15 protein-coding genes are annotated in these 18,916 nt (G+C 72.3%); 12 read left to right on the forward strand and 3 right to left on the reverse strand.

Features of this window, described 5'->3' with window-relative positions; all coding sequences use genetic code 11:
- Positions 1 to 6: 6 nt before the first annotated feature.
- Entirely contained in the window at positions 7 to 1,095 is a 1,089-nt protein-coding gene (locus ACWDX6_RS27410) for a S1C family serine protease (RefSeq protein ID WP_451487563.1), read from the forward strand.
- A gap of 133 nt (positions 1,096 to 1,228) precedes the next feature.
- Here ACWDX6_RS27410 and ACWDX6_RS27415 read toward each other — a convergent pair whose 3' ends face one another.
- Positions 1,229 to 1,435 carry a hypothetical protein gene (locus ACWDX6_RS27415; protein ID WP_356888990.1) on the reverse strand — a complete coding sequence of 69 codons (207 nt, stop codon included), beginning with the start codon at positions 1,433 to 1,435 and terminating at the stop codon, positions 1,229 to 1,231.
- Positions 1,436 to 1,527: 92 nt separating this feature from the next.
- Between ACWDX6_RS27415 and ACWDX6_RS27420 the strand changes: the two genes are divergently transcribed.
- The 4 genes from ACWDX6_RS27420 to ACWDX6_RS27435 all read left to right on the forward strand — a co-directional run bounded on the left by ACWDX6_RS27420 (position 1,528) and on the right by ACWDX6_RS27435 (position 6,433).
- Positions 1,528 to 2,730, forward strand: a complete 1,203-nt coding sequence (locus ACWDX6_RS27420; RefSeq protein ID WP_451487564.1) for a bifunctional adenosylcobinamide kinase/adenosylcobinamide-phosphate guanylyltransferase — start codon at positions 1,528 to 1,530, stop codon at positions 2,728 to 2,730.
- Positions 2,731 to 2,774: 44 nt separating this feature from the next.
- Positions 2,775 to 3,863, forward strand: a complete 1,089-nt coding sequence (cobT, locus tag ACWDX6_RS27425; protein ID WP_451487565.1) for a nicotinate-nucleotide--dimethylbenzimidazole phosphoribosyltransferase — start codon at positions 2,775 to 2,777, stop codon at positions 3,861 to 3,863.
- Positions 3,864 to 3,959: 96 nt separating this feature from the next.
- Positions 3,960 to 5,720 carry a phosphatidylglycerol lysyltransferase domain-containing protein gene (locus ACWDX6_RS27430; protein WP_451487566.1) on the forward strand — a complete coding sequence of 587 codons (1,761 nt, stop codon included), beginning with the start codon at positions 3,960 to 3,962 and terminating at the stop codon, positions 5,718 to 5,720.
- Positions 5,717 to 6,433 carry a hypothetical protein gene (locus ACWDX6_RS27435; protein WP_451487567.1) on the forward strand — a complete coding sequence of 239 codons (717 nt, stop codon included), beginning with the start codon at positions 5,717 to 5,719 and terminating at the stop codon, positions 6,431 to 6,433. Before ACWDX6_RS27430 ends, ACWDX6_RS27435 begins: the two co-directional genes overlap by 4 nt.
- Here ACWDX6_RS27435 and ACWDX6_RS27440 read toward each other — a convergent pair.
- Entirely contained in the window at positions 6,367 to 7,137 is a 771-nt protein-coding gene (locus ACWDX6_RS27440; protein ID WP_451487568.1) for a hypothetical protein, read from the reverse strand. The two genes, ACWDX6_RS27435 and ACWDX6_RS27440, sit on opposite strands and share 67 nt — an antisense overlap.
- A 67-nt stretch (positions 7,138 to 7,204) precedes the next feature.
- On the opposite strand from ACWDX6_RS27440, the gene ACWDX6_RS27445 reads away from it, so the two are divergent.
- The gene (locus tag ACWDX6_RS27445) at positions 7,205 to 7,975 is read left to right on the forward strand and encodes an adenosylcobinamide-GDP ribazoletransferase (RefSeq protein ID WP_451487569.1); all 771 of its coding nucleotides are present in this window, start codon (positions 7,205 to 7,207) and stop codon (positions 7,973 to 7,975) included.
- 48 nt (positions 7,976 to 8,023) lie between these two features.
- Here the strand turns inward: ACWDX6_RS27445 and ACWDX6_RS27450 are convergent, their stop codons facing one another.
- Complete coding sequence (locus tag ACWDX6_RS27450; protein ID WP_451487570.1) at positions 8,024 to 8,686, reverse strand: spherulation-specific family 4 protein; 663 nt, start codon at positions 8,684 to 8,686, stop codon at positions 8,024 to 8,026.
- A 261-nt stretch (positions 8,687 to 8,947) separates the two neighbouring features.
- Here ACWDX6_RS27450 and ACWDX6_RS27455 point away from each other — a divergent pair, with 261 nt between their 5' ends.
- From ACWDX6_RS27455 to ACWDX6_RS27480, 6 genes are all read left to right on the forward strand, one after another.
- The gene (locus tag ACWDX6_RS27455; protein ID WP_451487571.1) at positions 8,948 to 10,456 is read left to right on the forward strand and encodes a leucyl aminopeptidase; all 1,509 of its coding nucleotides are present in this window, start codon (positions 8,948 to 8,950) and stop codon (positions 10,454 to 10,456) included.
- A gap of 276 nt (positions 10,457 to 10,732) precedes the next feature.
- Complete coding sequence (lpdA, locus tag ACWDX6_RS27460) at positions 10,733 to 12,121, forward strand: dihydrolipoyl dehydrogenase (protein ID WP_403289222.1); 1,389 nt, start codon at positions 10,733 to 10,735, stop codon at positions 12,119 to 12,121.
- Positions 12,122 to 12,183: 62 nt separating this feature from the next.
- A complete protein-coding gene (gene sucB, locus ACWDX6_RS27465) occupies positions 12,184 to 14,040 on the forward strand; it encodes a 2-oxoglutarate dehydrogenase, E2 component, dihydrolipoamide succinyltransferase (protein ID WP_451487572.1) in 1,857 nt (618 codons plus the stop codon).
- A 115-nt stretch (positions 14,041 to 14,155) separates the two neighbouring features.
- Entirely contained in the window at positions 14,156 to 14,779 is a 624-nt protein-coding gene (locus tag ACWDX6_RS27470; RefSeq protein WP_356895317.1) for a GntR family transcriptional regulator, read from the forward strand.
- 304 nt (positions 14,780 to 15,083) lie between these two features.
- On the forward strand, positions 15,084 to 17,780 hold the full coding sequence (gene aceE, locus ACWDX6_RS27475) for a pyruvate dehydrogenase (acetyl-transferring), homodimeric type (RefSeq protein ID WP_451487573.1): 2,697 nt from the start codon (positions 15,084 to 15,086) through the stop codon (positions 17,778 to 17,780).
- Positions 17,781 to 17,858: 78 nt separating this feature from the next.
- Positions 17,859 to 18,827, forward strand: coding sequence for a helix-turn-helix transcriptional regulator (locus ACWDX6_RS27480; protein WP_451487574.1), 969 nt, complete (start codon positions 17,859 to 17,861; stop codon positions 18,825 to 18,827).
- The last annotated feature ends 89 nt before the right edge of the window (positions 18,828 to 18,916 follow it).

Here is an 18,916-nt window from a genome sequence, read left to right on the forward strand (position 1 = left end):
CCGGACATGGACGTCTCCCGTGCCCGCGCCCGTCGCCTCGCTCGTGCCCGTACGCGCCGTCTGCTGCTGCCCTTCGCCGCCGGGGCCTGCGCCGCCGCCCTGGCCGGCGGCTGCACGTCCGGTGCGGTGCCGGAGGCGGGGCGTTCGACGCAGGCGGCCGCCCCGCTCGCCGTCAACGACCTCCAGGACGACTACCAGGCCGTCATCAAGGCGGTGCTGCCGTCCGTCGTCCAGATCGACGCGTCCGACAGCCTCGGCTCCGGGGTCGTGTACGACGCCGAGGGGCACATCGTCACCAACGCGCACGTGATCGGGCGGGAGGAGAGCTTCCGGGTGACGGCGGCGACCGGCGGGCAGCCGGTGGTGGGCAAGCTGGTCTCGGCCTACCCCGAGCAGGATCTCGCCGTGATCAAGCTGGACTCCGTCCCGCAGGGGCTGAAACCGGCGAAGTTCGGCGACTCCGCCAAGGTGGACATGGGGCAGATCGTCCTGGCGATGGGCTCCCCGCTGGGTCTGTCGGGCAGCGTCACCCAGGGCATCGTGTCGGCGACCGGCCGCACGGTCAGCGCGGGCCGTGCCGGCGGTGGTACGGGGGCGACCATCGCGAACATGGTGCAGACCTCCGCCGCGATCAATCCCGGCAACAGCGGGGGCGCGCTGGTCAATCTGGACAGCGAGGTCATCGGCATCCCGACGCTGGCGGCGACAGACCCGCAGATGGGCGGCGGCGCGGCGCCGGGGATCGGGTTCGCGATCCCCGCCTCGATGGTCAGGACGGTCGCGGACCAGATCATCGAGAGCGGCAGGGTCACCGACTCCGGCCGGGCGGCCCTGAACATCATCGGCCGGACGGTGCTCGACGACGATTACGAGCCGTCGGGGGTCGCGGTGGTCGAGGCACCGGCGAACGGGGCGGCGGGGAGGGCCGGGCTGCGGCCGGGGGACGTGATCACCCAGGTGGGCGACGAGCCGATCACGACGATCACGTCGCTGTCGGAGGCGCTGGCCGCCCTGAAGCCGGGCGACAGGGTGACGGTGGTGTACGAGCGGGCGGGCCGGGAGTCCCGGGCGGAGGTCACGCTGGGCAAGATGTGACCTCGTGGTCGTGGGCCTCCGTTCGCCGGATGGGGCCGCCGGACGAAGTCCGGGGAGAGGGCACGACCACGAGGCCGGGGTCAGGGAGGGCTCTAGGGAGAGTCCGGATCCGGCCTGATCCGAACGAGAGGCCCTAGCCCTCCGCGTTCAGCGGCATCGGGCCGTAGATCTTCGTGCCGTCCTCCGAGAGCGTCACCTGGTCCGCGCCGCCCTCCAGGAGGTCCTTCCAGTACTCACCGATCCAGGACTCGGCGTCTCCCTGGGTCGTGAACTCCTCCGGCGCCACCGCCGGCTGGACCTCCGTGCCGTCGGACTTCTCGAACCGCCACGTCCATGCCATGTCCGCCTCCTGAAGGCTCACCGGATGATCGGTTTCCTGCCCGCAGCGTAGCCGGGCGCGCACCCCTCGCGGTGTCGCGGGAGGATCTGAGGGTGGAACTGACTCTGCTCGGCACCGGCGCCCCCCTCGGGCTCCCCCGCCCCGACTGCCCCTGCGCCGTGTGCGCGACCGCCCGTGGCCCGCAGGCGCGGGCGGCCACCGCCCTGCTCGTGGACGGGGCGCTGCTGCTCGACCTCACTCCGGGGGCCGCGTTGGCCGCCGCCCGGTCCGGGCATTCGCTGGTGGGCGTACGGCAGGTGCTGTTGACGCATCCGCACGACGGGCCGGCCGTGGAGGTGCCGGCCGGGCTGCCGGCGGCGGGGCGGGTCCCGGACGGGCGGGAGCTGACGCTGATCAGCGGGCACCGGGTACGGGCCCTGCCGATGGATTCGCCGGGTACCGGCTACGAGGTGATCTCCCCGGACGGGGAGCGGCTGCTCTATCTCCCGCCCGGCGGCGCCCCGGCCGGACTGCCGGACGAGCACCGCACCCCGTACGACATGGTCGTGCTGGACGTCACCGGACGGCCCGACGCGCTCGCCAGGCTGCGGGCGACCGGGGCGGTCGGGGCGAGCACCGATGTGGTCGCCGCCCACCTCGACCATGACGTCCCGGGCGGTGCCGAGCTGGACCGGCGGCTCGCGGCGGCCGGGGCGCGGGCGGTGGCGGACGGCACGACGCTGTACGTCGGGGAGTACCACGCCGTGCCCGACGTGCCGCGGCGCACGCTGGTGACCGGGGGCGCCCGGTCCGGCAAGTCGGTGGAGGCGGAGCGGCGTCTGGAGACCTTCCCCGAGGTGCTGTACGTGGCGACCGGCGGGAGGCGGGAGGGCGATCCGGAGTGGGCGCAGCGGGTGAGCCTGCACCGTGACCGGCGGCCGGGTTCCTGGCGTACCGCCGAGACGTGCGATCTCGTACCGCTGCTCGAGTCCGACGGTCCGGCCCTGCTGATCGACTGTCTGTCGCTCTGGCTGACGGACGCGATGGACCGGGCCGGCGCCTGGGACGACGAGCGGTGGGCGCACGGCGGGCAGGAGGAGCTGCGCAAGCGGACGGCCGAGCTGGTGGCGGCGGTGCGCGGCACCTCCCGTACGGTCGTCGCCGTGACGAACGAGGTCGGCTCGGGAATCGTCCCGGCCACGGCGTCGGGGCGCCGCTTCCGGGACGAGCTGGGCCGGCTGAACGCGGCCTTCGGCGACGAGTGCGAGCAGGTGCTCCTCGTCGTCTCGGGACAGGCCCTGGTGCTGCGCGGGTAGGGTGCGATCACCCATGGCCATCGCCGACGTCACGAGGAAGAGCCTTGAACCTGGACGACTTCTCCGATCTGATCGAGCGCCCGGACGGCGGGATACGGCGTGACGCCGAGGAGCGCCGGGAGCGGTTGGTGGTTCCGCCCGGTGCGCTCGGCCGGCTCGACGAGCTGGGCGAGTGGCTGTCGGCGGCGCAGGGTTCGGTCAAGGTGCGGGCGATCGAACAGCCGCGGGTGGTGCTCTTCGCGGGTGATCACGGGGTGGCCTCGCTCGGGGTGTCGGGCCGTCCGGCCGGTACCGCGTACGAGCTGGTGCGCGCGGTGCTCGACGGCGCGAGCCCGGTGGCGGTGCTGGCCCGGCGGGCCGGCGTGCCGGTGCGCGTGGTGGACGCGGGTCTGGACTGCGATCCGGAGCTGCTGCCCGCCGAGGTGGTACGGCACCGGGTGCGGCGGGGCAGCGGCCGGATCGACGTCGAGAACGCGCTGACGGCCGAGGAGACCGTGGCGGCGGTCGAGCTGGGCGTCGCGATCGCCGACGAGGAGGCCGACTCCGGCACGGACCTGGTCGTCCTCGGCGATCTGAGCGTCGGCGGTACGACCCCGGCGGCCACCCTGGTCGCGGCGCTGTGCGGCACGGACGCCTCGGTGGTCACCGGCCGGGGCGGCGCGGGGATCGACGATCTGGCCTGGATGCGCAAGTGCGCGGCCGTCCGTGACTCGCTGCGGCGCGCGCGGCCGGTCCTGGGCGATCAGCTGGAGCTGCTCGCGGCGGTCGGCGGCGCGGATCTGGCCGCGATGACCGGGTTCCTGCTGCAGAGCGCGGTGCGGCGCATGCCGGTGATCCTGGACGGTGTGGTCGGGGCGGCCTGTGCGCTGGTGGCGCAGCGGGCGGCGTTCCGTGCGCCGGACTGGTGGCTGGCGGGTCAGGTGAGCGGGGAGCCGGCGCAGGCGAAGGCGCTGGACCGGATGGCGCTCAACCCTCTGCTCGATCAGGGCGTCACTGTGGGCGAGGGAACCGGGGCGCTGCTCGCTCTTCCCCTCGTCCAGGCCGCTGCCGCACTGGCCGCCGAGCTGCCGGAGCGACCGGAACCGACCATTCCGGAGGAACGCGCGGCGGTCTCCGCGGACGAGGAGAGCTGAGACGGATCACGGCACCGGACGCGTCCGTCCGCCACGCGCGGACGGGTGCGCCCGGCGACCGATCATGACGAGCGATGCCCCATATGATCGCTTTTCATGGGAGAGGTCCGTTTGTCCACCGAAGGAGCGCCCGGGACCACCGCCCGGTCGCGGCGCAGCGCCGCTTTCGCCGTCTGGTATCTGCGCGCCGTCACGTTCGTCAACTTCCTGAGCGCCGTCTGGGTCTCCTTGGGGCAGGACCTCCGCCGGCACAACACGGACGACTACTTCACTCCGTACCTGCTGACCGCGGGTTTCGCCTCGGGCGCCTTCACGCTCTTCCTCGCGATCACCATGCGCCGCCGCAAGCGCGCCGCCTGGATCCTCAACACCGTGCTCGGCGGGCTCTTCGTGCTGCTCTTCGCCTTCGCGATGACCTTCCCGGAGATCCGGCAGCACGCCCAGAACTGGGTCTCGCTGCTCCTCACGGCCGCGTTCGTCGTCGCGCTGCTCCTCGGCCGCAGGGAGTTCTACGCCAAGGGCGACCGCTCCAACCCGCTGCTCGCCGCGGCCGTGGCGGTCGGCGGGCTCCTGGTCACCTCGCTGCTCGCCGCGGTCCTGGTCACCGTCACCAACACCTCCACCGGCACCTCCACCTTCCTGGAGCGCTGGCGCTACGGCGTGATGCGGCTGGTCACCCTGGCGTCGGACGACTCCCCCTTCGACGGGATCACCACCCCCGGCTGGGTCGACGTCACCATCAACGTCCTGTCCACCCTCCTGCTGATCGCCGTGCTCTTCGCCGCCTTCCGCTCCCGCCGGGCCGTCGACCCGCTCACCGAGGAGGACGAGGACAGGCTGCGGGCGCTGCTCGACAAGTACGGCGAACGCGACTCGCTCGGCTACTTCGCGCTGCGCCGCGAGAAGAGCGTGGTGTGGTCCCCCAGCGGGAAGGCGGCGATCGCCTACCGGGTCGTGGGCGGGGTCTCGCTCGCCTCCGGCGACCCGATCGGCGACCCCGAGGCCTGGCCCGGCGCGATCGAGCCATGGCTGGCCGAGGCCCGCGAACACGGCTGGGTCCCGGCCGTCATGGGCGCGAGCGAGGAGGCCGGCACGATCTACGCCCGGCACGGCTTCGACGCCCTGGAGCTGGGCGACGAGGCGATCGTGGAGACCGCGGAGTTCACCCTGGAGGGACGGGCCATGCGCACGGTCCGGCAGGCGTACAACCGGGTCAAGCGGGCCGGCTACGAAGTGCGGATCCGGCGCCACGAGGACATCCCGGCCGACGAGATGGACGAGCTGGTCCGCAAGGCCGACGACTGGCGCGACGGGGCCACCGAGCGGGGCTTCTCGATGGCGCTCGGCCGGCTCGGCGACCCGCGCGACGGCCGGTGCGTGATGCTGGAGTGCACGGACGGCAGCGGGGAGCTGCGGGCCCTGCTCTCCTTCGTCCCCTGGGGCCCGAAGGGGCTCTCGCTGGACCTGATGCGGCGTGACCGGGACTCCGAGAACGGACTGATGGAGTTCATGGTCATCCAACTCCTCCAGCGCGCCGAGGAGATCGGGATCACCCAGGTCTCACTGAACTTCGCGATGTTCCGCTCCGTCTTCGAACGCGGCTCGAAGCTCGGGGCGGGACCCGTGCTGCGGATGTGGCATGCGCTGCTCGGCTTCTTCTCCCGCTGGTGGCAGATCGAGTCGCTGTACCGCGCCAACGCCAAGTACCGACCGATCTGGGAGCCCCGTTTCATGCTCTTCGAGAAGAGCGCCGACCTGCTGCGCATCGGCCTCGCCGCGGGCCGCGCCGAGGGCTTCCTGGAGGCCCCCGGCCTGCCGAAGTGGCTGCACCGCAAGCATCTGGAGGGCCGGCGGTGAGGACCGTCCTCAAGGAGTTCGCCCGCCGCGAGTGGGGGCCGCTGTTCACCGCCGTACGGACGGCCCTCGTCGTACGGAGGTGGCGGGCGATCCCGCTGACGCTGGCCGCCATCTGCCTCACGGCCGCGTTCCAGCTGGTGCAGAACCAGGAGTGGGGCTATCAACCGGTGCAGAACGTCGGCTCGGTACGGGCCGAGGAACCGCTCTGGCTCGCACTGCTCCGCACCCCGCTCTCGCTCTTCGTCCCGGCCCTGGATCTGCCGGTGTGGGGCGCGCTCGCGCAGATCCTCCTGGTCTTCGGGATCGCCGAGATCTGCCTGGGCCGGTGGCGGACGCTCGGCATCGCCTATCTGGCCACGCTGGCCGGGACGCTGTACGCCCGGATCGGCATCGCGCTCGGCCCGGAGAACCCGCTCGGGCTGCCGGCGTCGGACGCGCGGGTCGTCGACACCGGACCGTCGGCCGCCGTGGTCGGCCTCGCGGTCTTCGTCTGCTGGCGCCACCGGGCGCGGTGGACCGGCGCGCTCGTGGTCGTCGCGATGATCGTGGAGATCCTCGTCAAGAACAACCTGGCCGGCAAGGAGCATCTGGCGGCGATCGCGGCCGTGCTCGCGCTCATCGCCTGCGTCGCGTGGTGGGAGCGCCGTCAGGGCCGGCCGGAACCGGAGCCCGGGCCCGGGACACGCTCCTGGAAGCCGCCGATCAGGTCCTGAACCCTGCGGCGCACGCGGGTCCAGCGCCGGTCGTGCCGGTAGGCGCGCACCGTGGCGCGGGCGCGGGTCCGCGGGCGGCGGGCGTAGGCGTGCCGTGACCACAAGGAGCCGGGACGGGCGAGCCGTACGGCCGCCACGATCGCGACGAACGGCACCAGCGCGCCGATGACGGCCATGCGGAACTTCCCCTTGACCAGGGCGATGAGCACGAAGAGGAAGTTCCCCGCGAGAGTGAGCAGGAAGGTCGCCCGGCTCTGGCGCTCGTCGGCGGTCATGTCGTCGACGCCGAGCGGTGAGAAGCCGCCGAGCGCCAGCAGCACCAGAGCGGCCGTCAGGACGACGACCTCCACGCTCTGGCGCCCCTGTTCGCTCCAGTACACGTCGTCGAGATGGAGGATCAGCGCGAACTCGTCGAGGACGAGACCCGCGCCGATCCCGAAGACGATCGCGAAGACGGCGGCTCCGACGCCGTGCCGTCCGCTGCCGATGGCGCCGAAGCCGCCGACGACGGTGAGCACGACGCCGGGGACGACATGGTGGATGTGCAGACCGCCGGGAGAGACGTTCTTGAACGGCCCCTTGCCGGCCCGGATCAGCCGGGTGATCGTCCGCGTGGCCAGGAAGGTCAGGACGAAGGAGGCCAGGGCGAGCAGCATCGGGAGCTTCCCGGGCTCGACGATGTTGCGGGAGAACCAGTGACCCATGCCACCCACTTCCGGTTTGGGCTCTATGCGCAACTTACAAGGTCGTGCTCTGCCCTACCCTGCCCGGATGGACGGCCTGCGTTTCGCCTTCGGCACCCTCACCGTGCTCCCCGCCCGCGTCACCCGCTGGGACCGGGACGCGGCCCGCGCCGGCATGCTCTGGGCCCCGCTCGCCGGCCTCGTCGTCGGTCTCTTCTCCGCCGCGCTCGGCGGCGCGTTCCTGCTGCTCGGCTCGGGCCCGCTGCTCGCGGCCGTCGTCACGGCGGCGGTGCCCGCGCTGCTGACCCGGGGACTGCACCTGGACGGGCTCGCCGACACGGCGGACGGCCTCGGCAGCGCGAAACCGGCCGAGGAGGCGCTCGGCGTCATGAAGCGGTCGGACATCGGCCCGTTCGGCGTCATCGTGCTCCTCTTCGTCCTCCTCGCCCAGGTCGCCGCGCTCCACCGGCTGTACGAGGAGGGCTGGACGCACGGCGCGGTGGCGGCCGCCCTCGCCGCGACCGTCGCCCGCCTCGCGCTGACCCACGCCTCCCGCGCCGGCGTCCCCGCGGCCCGCCCGGAGGGCCTGGGCGCGATGGTCGCCTCGACCGTCCCGGTCGGGTCGGCGGCGCTGGTCACGGGGGGCGTGCTGGTCCTGTGCGCGGGCGCCGGCGCGCTGTTCTCGCCGTACGACGCGGTCCGTCACGTCCTGGCGGCGATGGCGGGGCTCGGGGCGGCCGCGCTGCTGCTGCGGCGGTGTGTGCGCCGGTTCGGCGGGGTGACCGGGGACGTGTTCGGGGCGGTGGAGGAGACCGCCGGGACGGTGGCGCTGGTGGGACTGACCCTGGGCGCCCTCTGACCCCCGGACCCAGGAGCGGCGGCAGGACCCCGGCGGACGGCGGCCGTCTCATCGCACGGGCGCCAGGGCGTGCGGGAGCGTGCCCCACGGGTGGGCGCCCGTGCCGGGGACCGCGCAGTGGACCCGGGTCGTGGGCAGGGCGTCGGGCGGGGCGGCGTAGACGAGGTGGCAGTAGTGGTCGGCGACGGGCAGGTCGAGCGTGCGGTAGGAGTCCCAGGGGCCCTCGAACGTGACCAGCAGGTCGGCGAGTTCGGCATAGCCGGGGGCGGGGTGCGCGCCGTGGTTGAACACCACGGTCCGGGCCCCGGCCGCCCGCGCGGCGACGCCGATGCGCTGGTAGTGGGGCAGGGCCTCGGGCTCGGTGGGCACCTGGTCCAGGAAGGCGCCGTCGGCGCTGTACCAGTCACGGTGGCGGAGCAGGTCGGCGACGACCTCGCCGTGCGGCCGGCGGCCGTACGCGGTGTCGGTGTAGCCGAGCACCCGGACCCCGGCCGCGCGGAGCCGGTCGGCGACGGCGGCGAAGGCGGGGTCGGGCGCCCGCCCGGCGCCGTCGGCGGGGTTCAGCACGACGCCGTAGAGGGCGCGCGCCGACTCGATCACCGCCGTCCACGCCTCCGGGCGGTCGGCGGGGTGCCCGTAGAAGGGCACCAGCAGAGAGGGGACCGGTCGAGAGGGGTTCACAACTTCCCTAGGGTCTTTCGCTTGGATCATGCCGGGCACAGGTGGGTCGGCCGTGCACAGCACACGCAACCCGGTCCCGAGGCCGAACGGACCGTACGGGAGCTCTCCGAGCCTGCGCGGTGAACGCGAAAGAGACACCCCTGACGAGTGAATCGCCGTCGCCGTGAGCGAACGCGGAGAGCGAGCGTAGGCTCGTTCCCGGCGCTCATCGGGCCGAAATACGATGCGGCGGGCACGGTCGGCCCATCCCTCGACCGCCACAGGACTCAACGGAAGCGAGATTTCACCACCGTGACTGCTCTCACTCTCAGCACTGCCGGTGCGGCGACGCTGCGCGCCGACGCACTCGTCGTCGGCGTAGCGAAGTCGGGCAAGGCCCTCGTCGTCACGCCGGGCGCCGAGGCCGTGGACAAGGCGTTCGACGGAAAGCTCGCCGCCGTCCTGGAGACCCTGGGCGCCTCGGGTGCCGAGGGTGAGGTGACCAAGCTGCCCGCCCCCGCCGGTCTGAAGGCCCCCGTCGTCCTGGCCGTCGGCCTGGGCTCCGCGCCCGAGGACGGCGAGGCGTTCGGCACGGAGGCCCTGCGCCGTGCCGCCGGTACGGCCGCCCGCACCCTGACCGGCGCCAAGAAGGCCGCGTTCGCGCTGCCGATCGCCGCCGTCGAGGACGCCGCGGCGATCGCGGAGGGCGCGCTGCTCGGCGCGTACGCCTTCACCGCCTACCAGGAGAACGGCAAGGACGGGAAGAAGCCGCTGGCCGAGGTGGCCCTGCTGGGCGCCAAGCCGCGCGACAAGGCCTTCAAGGCCGCCGCGGAGCGCGCGCAGGCGGTCGCCGAGGAGATCAACCGGGCGCGCGACCTGATCAACATGCCCCCGAACGACCTGACCCCGGCCGCCTTCGCCGCCGAGGCGCAGGCCGCGGGCAAGGCGCACGGCCTCAAGGTCCAGGTCCTCGACGAGAAGGCGCTCGCCAAGGGCGGCTACGGCGGCATCCTGGGCGTCGGCGCCGGTTCGGAGAACCCGCCGCGGCTGGTCCGTATCGCCTACACCCACCCGAAGGCGGAGCGGACCCTCGCCCTGGTCGGCAAGGGCATCACGTACGACTCGGGCGGCATCTCGCTGAAGCCGGCCGGCCACAACGAGACGATGAAGTGCGACATGAGCGGCGCCGCCGCCGTGTTCGCCGCCGTCGTCGCCGCCGCCCGGATCGGCCTGGTGGTCAACGTCACCGGCTGGCTGGCGCTCGCCGAGAACATGCCGTCGGGCTCGGCCACCCGCCCCGGCGACGTGCTGCGCATGTACAGCGGCAAGACCGTCGAGGTCCTGAACACCGACGCCGAGGGCCGGCTCGTCCTCGCCGACGCGCTGACCAGGGCCTCGGAGGAGAACCCGGACGCCATCGTCGACGTGGCGACCCTGACGGGTGCGATGGTCCTGGCCCTGGGCAACCGGACCTTCGGCATCATGGCCAACGACGACGCCTACCGCACGGCGATCCACGAGATCGCCGAGGAGGTCGGCGAGCAGTCCTGGCCGATGCCGCTCCCCGCGGACCTGCGCAAGGGCATGGACTCCCCGACCGCCGACATCGCCAACATGGGCGAGCGGATGGGCGGCGGCCTGGTCGCGGGTCTCTTCCTCCGGGAGTTCGTCGGCGAGGGCATCACCTGGGCCCACCTCGACATCGCGGGCCCGGCCTTCCACGAGGGGGCGCCGTACGGCTACACCCCGAAGGGCGGCACGGGGTCCGCGGTCCGCACGCTGGTGAGGCTGGCGGAGCGCACGGCCGACGGCGAGCTCTGACCGCTCGCGCGTGTCACCGGCCCCCGGGTGCTGAGCCCGGGGGCCGGTGCGCTCACGACGAAATCCGTACGTTCCCACGTGCCGATCACCTGTCCGTACGGGCGATCGGCCGTCTCACACCCCGGCCCCGCGTCCCGCCGTCCGGCAACAAGTGCGAAGATGGGTTCTCGGCAGGACAGGGCCCCCACCACAGGGCCGAAGAAACAGCGGCCGAACACCAGCCGCCGCCCGGTCGGAGATGACCGGCGACCGGCGCACATGCATGGAGGACGTGACGTGGCGAACGACGCCAGCACCGTTTTCGACCTAGTGATCCTCGGCGGCGGTAGCGGCGGTTACGCCGCGGCGCTGCGCGGAGCGCAGCTGGGCCTGGACGTCGCACTGATCGAGAAGAACAAGCTCGGCGGCACCTGCCTGCACAACGGCTGCATTCCCACGAAGGCCCTGCTGCACGCCGGCGAGATCGCCGACCAGGCCCGCGAGGCGGAGCAGTTCGGTGTCAAGGCCTCCTTCGAGGGCATCGACATCAAGGCCGTGCACAAGTACAAGGACGACGTGATCTCGGGCCTCTACAAGGGTCTGCAGGGTCTCGTCGCCTCCCGCAAGGTGACCTACATCGAGGGTCACGGTCACCTGTCCTCCCCGACCTCGGTCGACGTGGACGGCCGCCGCGTCGAGGGTCGGCACGTGCTCCTCGCGACCGGTTCCGTACCGAAGTCGCTGCCGGGCCTGGAGATCGACGGCAACCGGATCATCTCCTCGGACCACGCGCTGACCCTGGACCGGGTCCCGGAGTCCGCGATCATCCTCGGCGGCGGTGTCATCGGCGTCGAGTTCGCTTCGGCGTGGAAGTCCTTCGGCACCGACGTGACGGTGGTCGAGGGTCTGAAGCACCTGGTCCCGGCCGAGGACGAGAACAGCTCCAAGCTTCTTGAGCGCGCTTTCCGCAAGCGCGGCATCAAGTTCAACCTCGGTACGTTCTTCCAGTCCGCCGAGTACACCGACAGCGGTGTCAAGGTCACCCTGGCCGACGGCAAGACCTTCGAGGCGGAGGTGCTGCTCGTCGCCATCGGCCGCGGCCCGGTCTCGTCGGGTCTCGGCTACGAGGAGCAGGGCGTCGCGATGGACCGCGGCTACGTCCTGGTCGACGAGTACATGCGCACCAACGTGCCGACGATCTCGGCCGTGGGCGACCTGGTCCCGACGCTCCAGCTCGCGCACGTCGGCTTCGCCGAGGGCATCCTGGTGGCGGAGCGTCTGGCCGGTCTGAAGACGGTTCCGATCGACTACGACGGCGTGCCGCGGGTGACGTACTGCCACCCGGAGGTCGCCTCCGTCGGGATCACCGAGGCGAAGGCCAAGGAGATCTACGGCGCGGACAAGGTCGTCGCCCTGAAGTACAACCTCGCGGGCAACGGCAGGAGCAAGATCCTGAAGACCGCGGGCGAGATCAAGCTCGTCCAGGTCAAGGACGGTGCCGTGGTCGGCGTCCACATGGTCGGTGACCGCATGGGCGAGCAGGTCGGCGAAGCGCAGCTGATCTACAACTGGGAGGCGCTGCCGGCCGAGGTCGCGCAGCTCATCCACGCCCACCCGACGCAGAACGAGGCGCTCGGCGAGGCTCACCTGGCTCTGGCCGGCAAGCCCCTCCACTCCCACGACTGACGCTCACGTCATCAACGGGCGCGACGACCACTTTCCGCAATTCGTTAGGAGCAACTGAAACCATGCCGGTTTCCGTAACCCTGCCGGCGCTCGGCGAGAGCGTCACCGAGGGCACCGTCACCCGCTGGCTCAAGGCCGAGGGAGAGCGTGTCGAGGCCGACGAGCCGCTGCTCGAGGTGTCGACCGACAAGGTCGACACCGAGATCCCCGCCCCCGCGTCGGGTGTCCTGTCCTCCATCAAGGTGGCCGAGGACGAGACCGTCGAGGTCGGCGCCGAGCTGGCGATCATCGACGACGGCTCGGGTGCCGCCGCGGCCGCTCCGGCCGCCGAGCCGGCTCAGGCCGAGGCCCCGGCCCCGGCCGCTCAGCAGGAGGCCCCGCAGCAGGAGGCCCCGGCCCCCGCGCCGCAGGCCGCCCCCTCCACCGAGGTGCAGACCCCGGCTCCGGCCCCGACGGCCGAGGCCGCGTCCGGCGGCGGTTCCGCCGAGGGCACCGACGTCGTCCTGCCGGCGCTCGGCGAGTCCGTCACCGAGGGCACCGTCACCCGCTGGCTGAAGTCGGTCGGCGATTCCGTCGAGGCCGACGAGCCGCTGCTCGAGGTCTCCACGGACAAGGTCGACACCGAGATCCCCGCCCCGACGTCGGGCGTCCTGCTCGAGATCGTCGTGGGCGAGGACGAGAGCGCCGAGGTCGGCGCCAAGCTGGCCGTCATCGGTGCCGCGGGTGCCGCCCCGGCCGCCGAGCCGGCTCAGGCCGCCGCTCCCGAGGCTCAGGCTCCGGCGCCCGCCCAGGCCGCTCCCGAGGCTCAGGCTCCGGCGCCCGCCCAGGCCGAGGCCCCGGCTCCGGCTCCGACTCCGGCGCCCGCCCCGGCGGCTCCGGCCCAGGCCGAGGCCGCCCCGGCTCCGACTCCGGCGCCCGCCCCGGCTCCGGCTCCGGCTCCGGCCGCCCAGGCTCCGGCCGCTCCCGCCCCCGCCGCTCAGCCGGCGGAGGACGGCGCCTACGTGACCCCGCTGGTCCGCAAGCTCGCCACCGAGAACGGTGTCGACCTGGCGGCCGTCAAGGGCACCGGCGTCGGTGGCCGTATCCGCAAGCAGGACGTCCTGGCGGCCGCCGAGGCCAAGAAGGCCGCCCCGGCTCCGGCCGTCGCTGCCGCCCCGGCTCCCGCCGCGAAGGCTCCGGCCCTGGAGGTCTCCCCCCTCCGCGGCCAGACCGTCAAGATGACCCGCATGCGCAAGGTCATCGGCGACAACATGATGAAGGCGCTGCACGGCCAGGCCCAGCTGACCTCGGTCGTCGAGGTCGACATCACCAAGCTGATGCGTCTGCGCGCCGCCGCGAAGGACTCCTTCGCTGCCCGCGAGGGCGTCAAGCTGTCCCCGATGCCGTTCTTCGTGAAGGCGGCGGCCCAGGCGCTGAAGGCCCACCCGGTCATCAACGCCCGGATCAACGAGGACGAGGGCACCATCACGTACTTCGACTCGGAGAACATCGGCATCGCCGTGGACTCCGAGAAGGGTCTGATGACGCCGGTCATCAAGGGTGCGGGCGACCTGAACATCGCCGGTATCTCGAAGGCCACCGCCGACCTGGCCGGCAAGGTCCGCGGCAACAAGATCACGCCGGACGAGCTCTCCGGCGCGACCTTCACCATCTCCAACACCGGCTCGCGGGGCGCGCTGTTCGACACGATCATCGTGCCGCCGAACCAGGTCGCCATCCTGGGCATCGGTGCCACGGTCCGCCGTCCGGTCGTCGTCAACCACCCGGACCTGGGTGAGACGATCGCGATCCGCGACATGACGTACATCGCGCTCTCCTACGACCACCGTCTGGTCGACGGCGCCGACGCGGCCCGCTACCTCACGACGGTCAAGGCGATCCTCGAGGCCGGCGAGTTCGAGGTCGAGCTCGGCCTGTAGGCAAGCCCCTGAGCTGTAACAAGGCTCACCAGCGGCGCCCCTGCCGGGGAGTACTCCCTGGCAGGGGCGCCGCCGTATTGTCATAGGCGTCAGCACGTCCCTAAGGAGCGGCTTCATGAGCGTGCCCGTCGTCCACTCGCTGCGCGAACAGATCCGCGAGCACATCGTGGAGGGCATCGTCAGCGGCCGCTGGAAGCCGGGCGAGCGGATCGTGGAGCGGCGGATCGCCACGGAGCTGGAGGTCAGCCAGACCCCGGTCCGTGAGGCGCTGCGGGAGCTGGAGTCGCTGCGGCTGATCGAGTCGGCTCCCAACAAGGGCGTACGGGTACGGAACCTCACCGCGGCCGATCTGGAGGAGAGCTACCCCGTCCGGGCCGGTCTGGAGCAGATCGCGGCCGAGCTGGCCGCGACCCGTCTCGCGGCGGACTGCTCGGCCCTGGAGCCGCATGTGACGGCGCTGTACGAGGCGGACCGGACGGCCGACGGGACGGCCCAGGTGCGGCACACGGTGGCCTTCCACCGGGAGTTGGTGAAGGCGGCCGGGAACGGCGTGCTGCTGCACACCTGGGAGGGCCTGGGCATCGAGGTCTTCACGGCGCTGTCGATCCGCTGGCTGGGCACGGTGCAGAAGTCGTACGCCGAGGAGCACCAGGAGCTGGTGGAGGCCTTCCGGCGCGGCGACCCGAACATCGGCGCCCTGGTCAAGGCCCATGTCCTGGGCTGTGCGCCGAGAGCCTGAGCCCCTTTCGCACGCCCGATAATCCATCGACACGTCATGGAGCGGACCGTCCGGACGGCGGTCCGCTCATTCGTGCGCGCCCGCCCTCAACCGGCTCTCCACCTGCGAAAACAAGGCACCCGGTGCCCATTTTCGCGGCACCCTGTGCCGACTTTCCCGATCCGAAGAGGTTTTCGGCTTCAACCCTTTGATCGATCATCGATCGGCGGCTTACAGTCTTCGGCGGGCCGTACCCCGGCCCTCGCCCTGTCCTGCCAGACAAGGCACCCCTTCTCCACCCCCATCTGTCCGGAAGGCGGCGATCATGACCGATCCCGTAGGCAAGATTCCGAGTGAGCTCGACCAGCTCCCGGACCGTGACACCGAGGAGACCGCCGAGTGGGCGGCCTCCCTCGACGCCGTCACCAAGGCCGCCGGCCCTCATCGGGCCGCCTACCTGATGCGCCGCACCCTCCAGCACGCCGAGGGCGCGGGCCTGGCCCTGCCCAAGCTGCTGGAGACGGACTACGTCAACACCATCCCGACCTCCGCCGAGCCGGGCATCGACGGGGACGAGGAGCTGGAGCGGAAGATCACCGCCTGGAACCGCTGGAACGCGGCCGCGATGGTCTCCCGCGGCGCCAAGCACGGCGTCGGCGGCCACATCGCCACCTTCGCCTCGGCGGCCTGGCTGTACGAGACGGGCTTCAACCACTTCTTCCAGGGCAAGGAGGCCGACGGCTCCGGCGACCAGCTCTACATCCAGGGCCACGCCTCCCCCGGCATCTACGCCCGGGCCTTCCTCGACGGCCGCCTCACCGAGGCGCACCTCGACAACTTCCGGCAGGAGTCGGGCGGCGAGGGCCTGCCCTCGTACCCGCACCCGCGCCGCCTTCCCTGGCTGTGGGAGTTCCCGACCGTCTCCATGGGTCTGGGCCCGCTCTCCGCCATCTACCAGGCGCGCTTCAACCGCTACCTCACCAACCGCTCCATCAAGGACGTCTCCTCGTCCCACGTGTGGGCGTTCCTCGGTGACGGTGAGATGGACGAGCCGGAGTCGACGGCGGCCCTCGCACTCGCCGCCCGCGAGGGTCTGGACAACCTGACCTTCGTCATCAACTGCAACCTGCAGCGTCTGGACGGCCCGGTCCGCGCGAACTTCAAGATCGTGCAGGAGCTGGAGGCCCAGTTCCGCGGTGCCGGCTGGAACGTCGTGAAGTCGCTGTGGGGCAACGCCTGGGACGAGCTGTTCCAGCTCGACACCACCGGCGCGCTCGTCCGCCGGCTGCGCGAGGTCCCGGACGCGCAGGTCCAGACGTACCAGACCCGCGACGCCGCCTACATCCGCCAGGACTTCTTCGGCTCCGACCCGGCGCTCGTCGAGATGGCGAAGCTGCTGAGCGACGACAAGATCCTCGAGTGCTTCCACCTCTCGCGCGGTGGCCACGAGCCGCGCAAGGTGTACGCCGCGTACAAGGCCGCGCTGGAGTTCAAGGGCGCGCCGACGGTCATCCTGGCGCAGACCGTCAAGGGCTTCACCCTGGGCGAGGGCTTCGCCTCGAAGAACGCGAACCACCAGATGAAGAAGCTCTCGGTGGACGAGTTCAAGAACATGCGCGACCTGCTGGAGCTGCCGATCTCGGACGCGCAGTTCGTCGACGGCGTGGTGCCCTACGGCCACCCGGGCGCCGACTCCCCCGAGGTCCGCTACCTCCAGGAGCGCCGCGCGGCCCTCGGCGGCCCCGCCCCGGCCCGCCGCACGCACGCCCTGGCCCCGCTGCCCGCGCCCGCCGAGAAGGCGTTCGCCGCGTTCGACAAGGGCTCCGGCTCGCAGTCGGTGGCGACGACGATGGCGTTCGTACGGCTGGTGAAGGACCTGGTCCGCGACAAGGAGACCGGCAAGCGCTGGGTCCCGATCGTCCCGGACGAGGCCCGTACGTTCGGTATGGAGTCGCTCTTCCCGTCGCTCGGCATCTACTCGCCGAAGGGCCAGACGTACGAGCCGGTCGACCGCGACCAGCTGATGTACTACAAGGAGGCCGTCAACGGCCAGATCCTCAACGAGGGGATCACCGAGGCCGGTTCGATGGCCGACTTCATCGCCGCTTCGTCGTCGTACGCGACGCACGGCGAGGCGATGATCCCGTTCTACATCTTCTACTCGATGTTCGGCTGGCAGCGCACCGCCGACCAGATGTGGCAGCTCGGCGACCAGCTCGGCCGCGGCTTCCTCGTCGGCGCCACCGCGGGCCGCACGACGCTGACGGGTGAGGGGCTGCAGCACGCGGACGGCCACTCGCCGATGATCGCGGCGACCAACCCGGCCGCGCTGACGTACGACCCGGCGTTCGCCTACGAGGTCGCGGCGATCGTCAAGGAGGGTCTGCGCCGGATGTACGGCGAGGCGGCAACGGGCGAGGACCGGGACGTCTTCTACTACCTCACCGTCTACAACGAGCCGATGCCGCAGCCGGCCAAGCCGGCCGGTGTGGACGAGGGCATCATCAAGGGCCTCTACCGCTTCAACACGGCGGAGTCGGCCGGTCTGTCCCTGCCCGCGAACGCCCCGCGCGTCCAGCTGCTCGGCTCGGGCACGGCGATCCACTGGACGCTTCAGGCGCAGAAGCTGCTCGCCGAGGAGTGGGGCGTGGGCGCCGACGTGTGGTCCGCCACCTCCTGGACCGAGCTGCGGCGCGACGCGCTGGAGGCCGACGCGGCGCTGCTGCGCGGCGAGGAGCGGGTCCCGTACGTCCGCAAGGCGCTCGAGGGGATCGACTCCCCGGTCCTCGCGGTCTCCGACTACATGCGGCAGGTGCCGGACCAGATCGCGCAGTGGGTCGAGCAGGACTACTCCTCGCTCGGTGCGGACGGCTTCGGCCTGTCGGACACCCGCGAGGCGGCCCGCCGTCACTTCGGTGTCGACGCGCAGTCGATCGTGGTCGCGGCCCTGGCGCAGCTCGCCCGCCGCGGCGAGGTGCGGGCGACGGCCGTGAAGGAGGCGCGCGAGCGCTACGGCCTGTGACACCGCCGCCGGCGCGCGCCTTCGGCGAGTGAGCCGAAGGGGCGCGCCGGGGGCGAACCGAGCCACAACAATGGGGCCATGCGCGCTGCCCGGCTGATCAAGATGGTGCTTCTGCTCCAGTCCCGTCCCTCGATGACGGCGGCCGAACTGGCCGAGGAGCTGGAGGTGTCGGAGCGCACCATCACCCGTGATGCCCTCGCCCTCTCGGAGGCGGGGGTTCCGGTGTACGCGGACCGGGGGCGGGGCGGGGGCTACCGGCTCGTCGGCGGCTACCGCACGCGCCTCACGGGGCTGGCCCGTGGCGAGGCGGAGGCGCTGTTCCTGTCCGGGCTGCCGGGCGCGCTGCGGGACATGGGGCTCGGCGACGCGGCCTCGGCCGCCCGGCTGAAGGTGTCGGCGGCGCTGCTGCCGTCACTGCGCGACGCCCCGGAGTCGGCGGCGCAGCGCTTCCATCTGGACGCGCCGGGCTGGTACCAGGAGCCGCGCACGCCGGAGTTGCTCGCGCCGATCGCCGAGGCGGTGTGGGACGACCGGATGATCTCGGCCCGCTACCGCCGTGGCGACACGGAGGTGGACCGGGAACTGGCGCCGTACGGGCTCGTGCTGAAGGCGGGCGTCTGGTACGTGTGCGCGCGGGCCGGTTCCTCGTTCCGTACGTACCGGGTGGACCGCTTCACGGCGGTCGCGCTGGGCGAGGAACGCTTCGTACGGGACGAGGACTTCGATCTGCCGGCGTTCTGGGAGGCGCGGGCGGCGGAGTTCGCCCGGTCCCTGCTGCGTACGGAGGTGGTGCTGCGGCTGTCGGATGCGGGGGCCCGCCGGCTGCCGTACGTCACCGACCGCGCGGCGGCCGAGGAGGCGCTGGCCTCCGGGTCGCGGGACGCGGAGGGCCGGGTGACGGTGGCGCTGCGGGTGGAGAACGAGGACGTCGCCTACGGCCAGCTGCTGACGCTCGGCCCGGAGGCGGAGGTGCTCGCCCCGGACGCGCTCCGCGCGCGGTTCGCGGAGGCGGCCCGGGGCATGGCGGCGCTGTACGAAAGACCCTAGGGTCTTTCGTTTGGATCAGGCCGGATCAGGGAGCGGGGTCTGGTGCATGGGGTCTCCCCAGGCCCGCCAGGGCCGAGGGGACGGATCGC

This window comes from Streptomyces sp. NPDC003027 (assembly GCF_053591435.1).

Coding starts and splice junctions, on each gene's coding strand:
- ACWDX6_RS27410 (WP_451487563.1), top strand. CDS start 7: ATGGACGTCTCCCGTGCCCGCGCCCGTCGCCTCGCTCGTGCCCGTACG.
- ACWDX6_RS27415 (WP_356888990.1), bottom strand. CDS start 1,435: ATGGCATGGACGTGGCGGTTCGAGAAGTCCGACGGCACGGAGGTCCAG.
- ACWDX6_RS27430 (WP_451487566.1), top strand. CDS start 3,960: ATGGGAGAGGTCCGTTTGTCCACCGAAGGAGCGCCCGGGACCACCGCC.
- ACWDX6_RS27440 (WP_451487568.1), bottom strand. CDS start 7,137: ATGGGTCACTGGTTCTCCCGCAACATCGTCGAGCCCGGGAAGCTCCCG.
- ACWDX6_RS27445 (WP_451487569.1), top strand. CDS start 7,205: ATGGACGGCCTGCGTTTCGCCTTCGGCACCCTCACCGTGCTCCCCGCC.
- ACWDX6_RS27450 (WP_451487570.1), bottom strand. CDS start 8,686: ATGATCCAAGCGAAAGACCCTAGGGAAGTTGTGAACCCCTCTCGACCG.
- sucB (WP_451487572.1), top strand. CDS start 12,184: ATGCCGGTTTCCGTAACCCTGCCGGCGCTCGGCGAGAGCGTCACCGAG.
- ACWDX6_RS27470 (WP_356895317.1), top strand. CDS start 14,156: ATGAGCGTGCCCGTCGTCCACTCGCTGCGCGAACAGATCCGCGAGCAC.
- aceE (WP_451487573.1), top strand. CDS start 15,084: ATGACCGATCCCGTAGGCAAGATTCCGAGTGAGCTCGACCAGCTCCCG.
- ACWDX6_RS27480 (WP_451487574.1), top strand. CDS start 17,859: ATGCGCGCTGCCCGGCTGATCAAGATGGTGCTTCTGCTCCAGTCCCGT.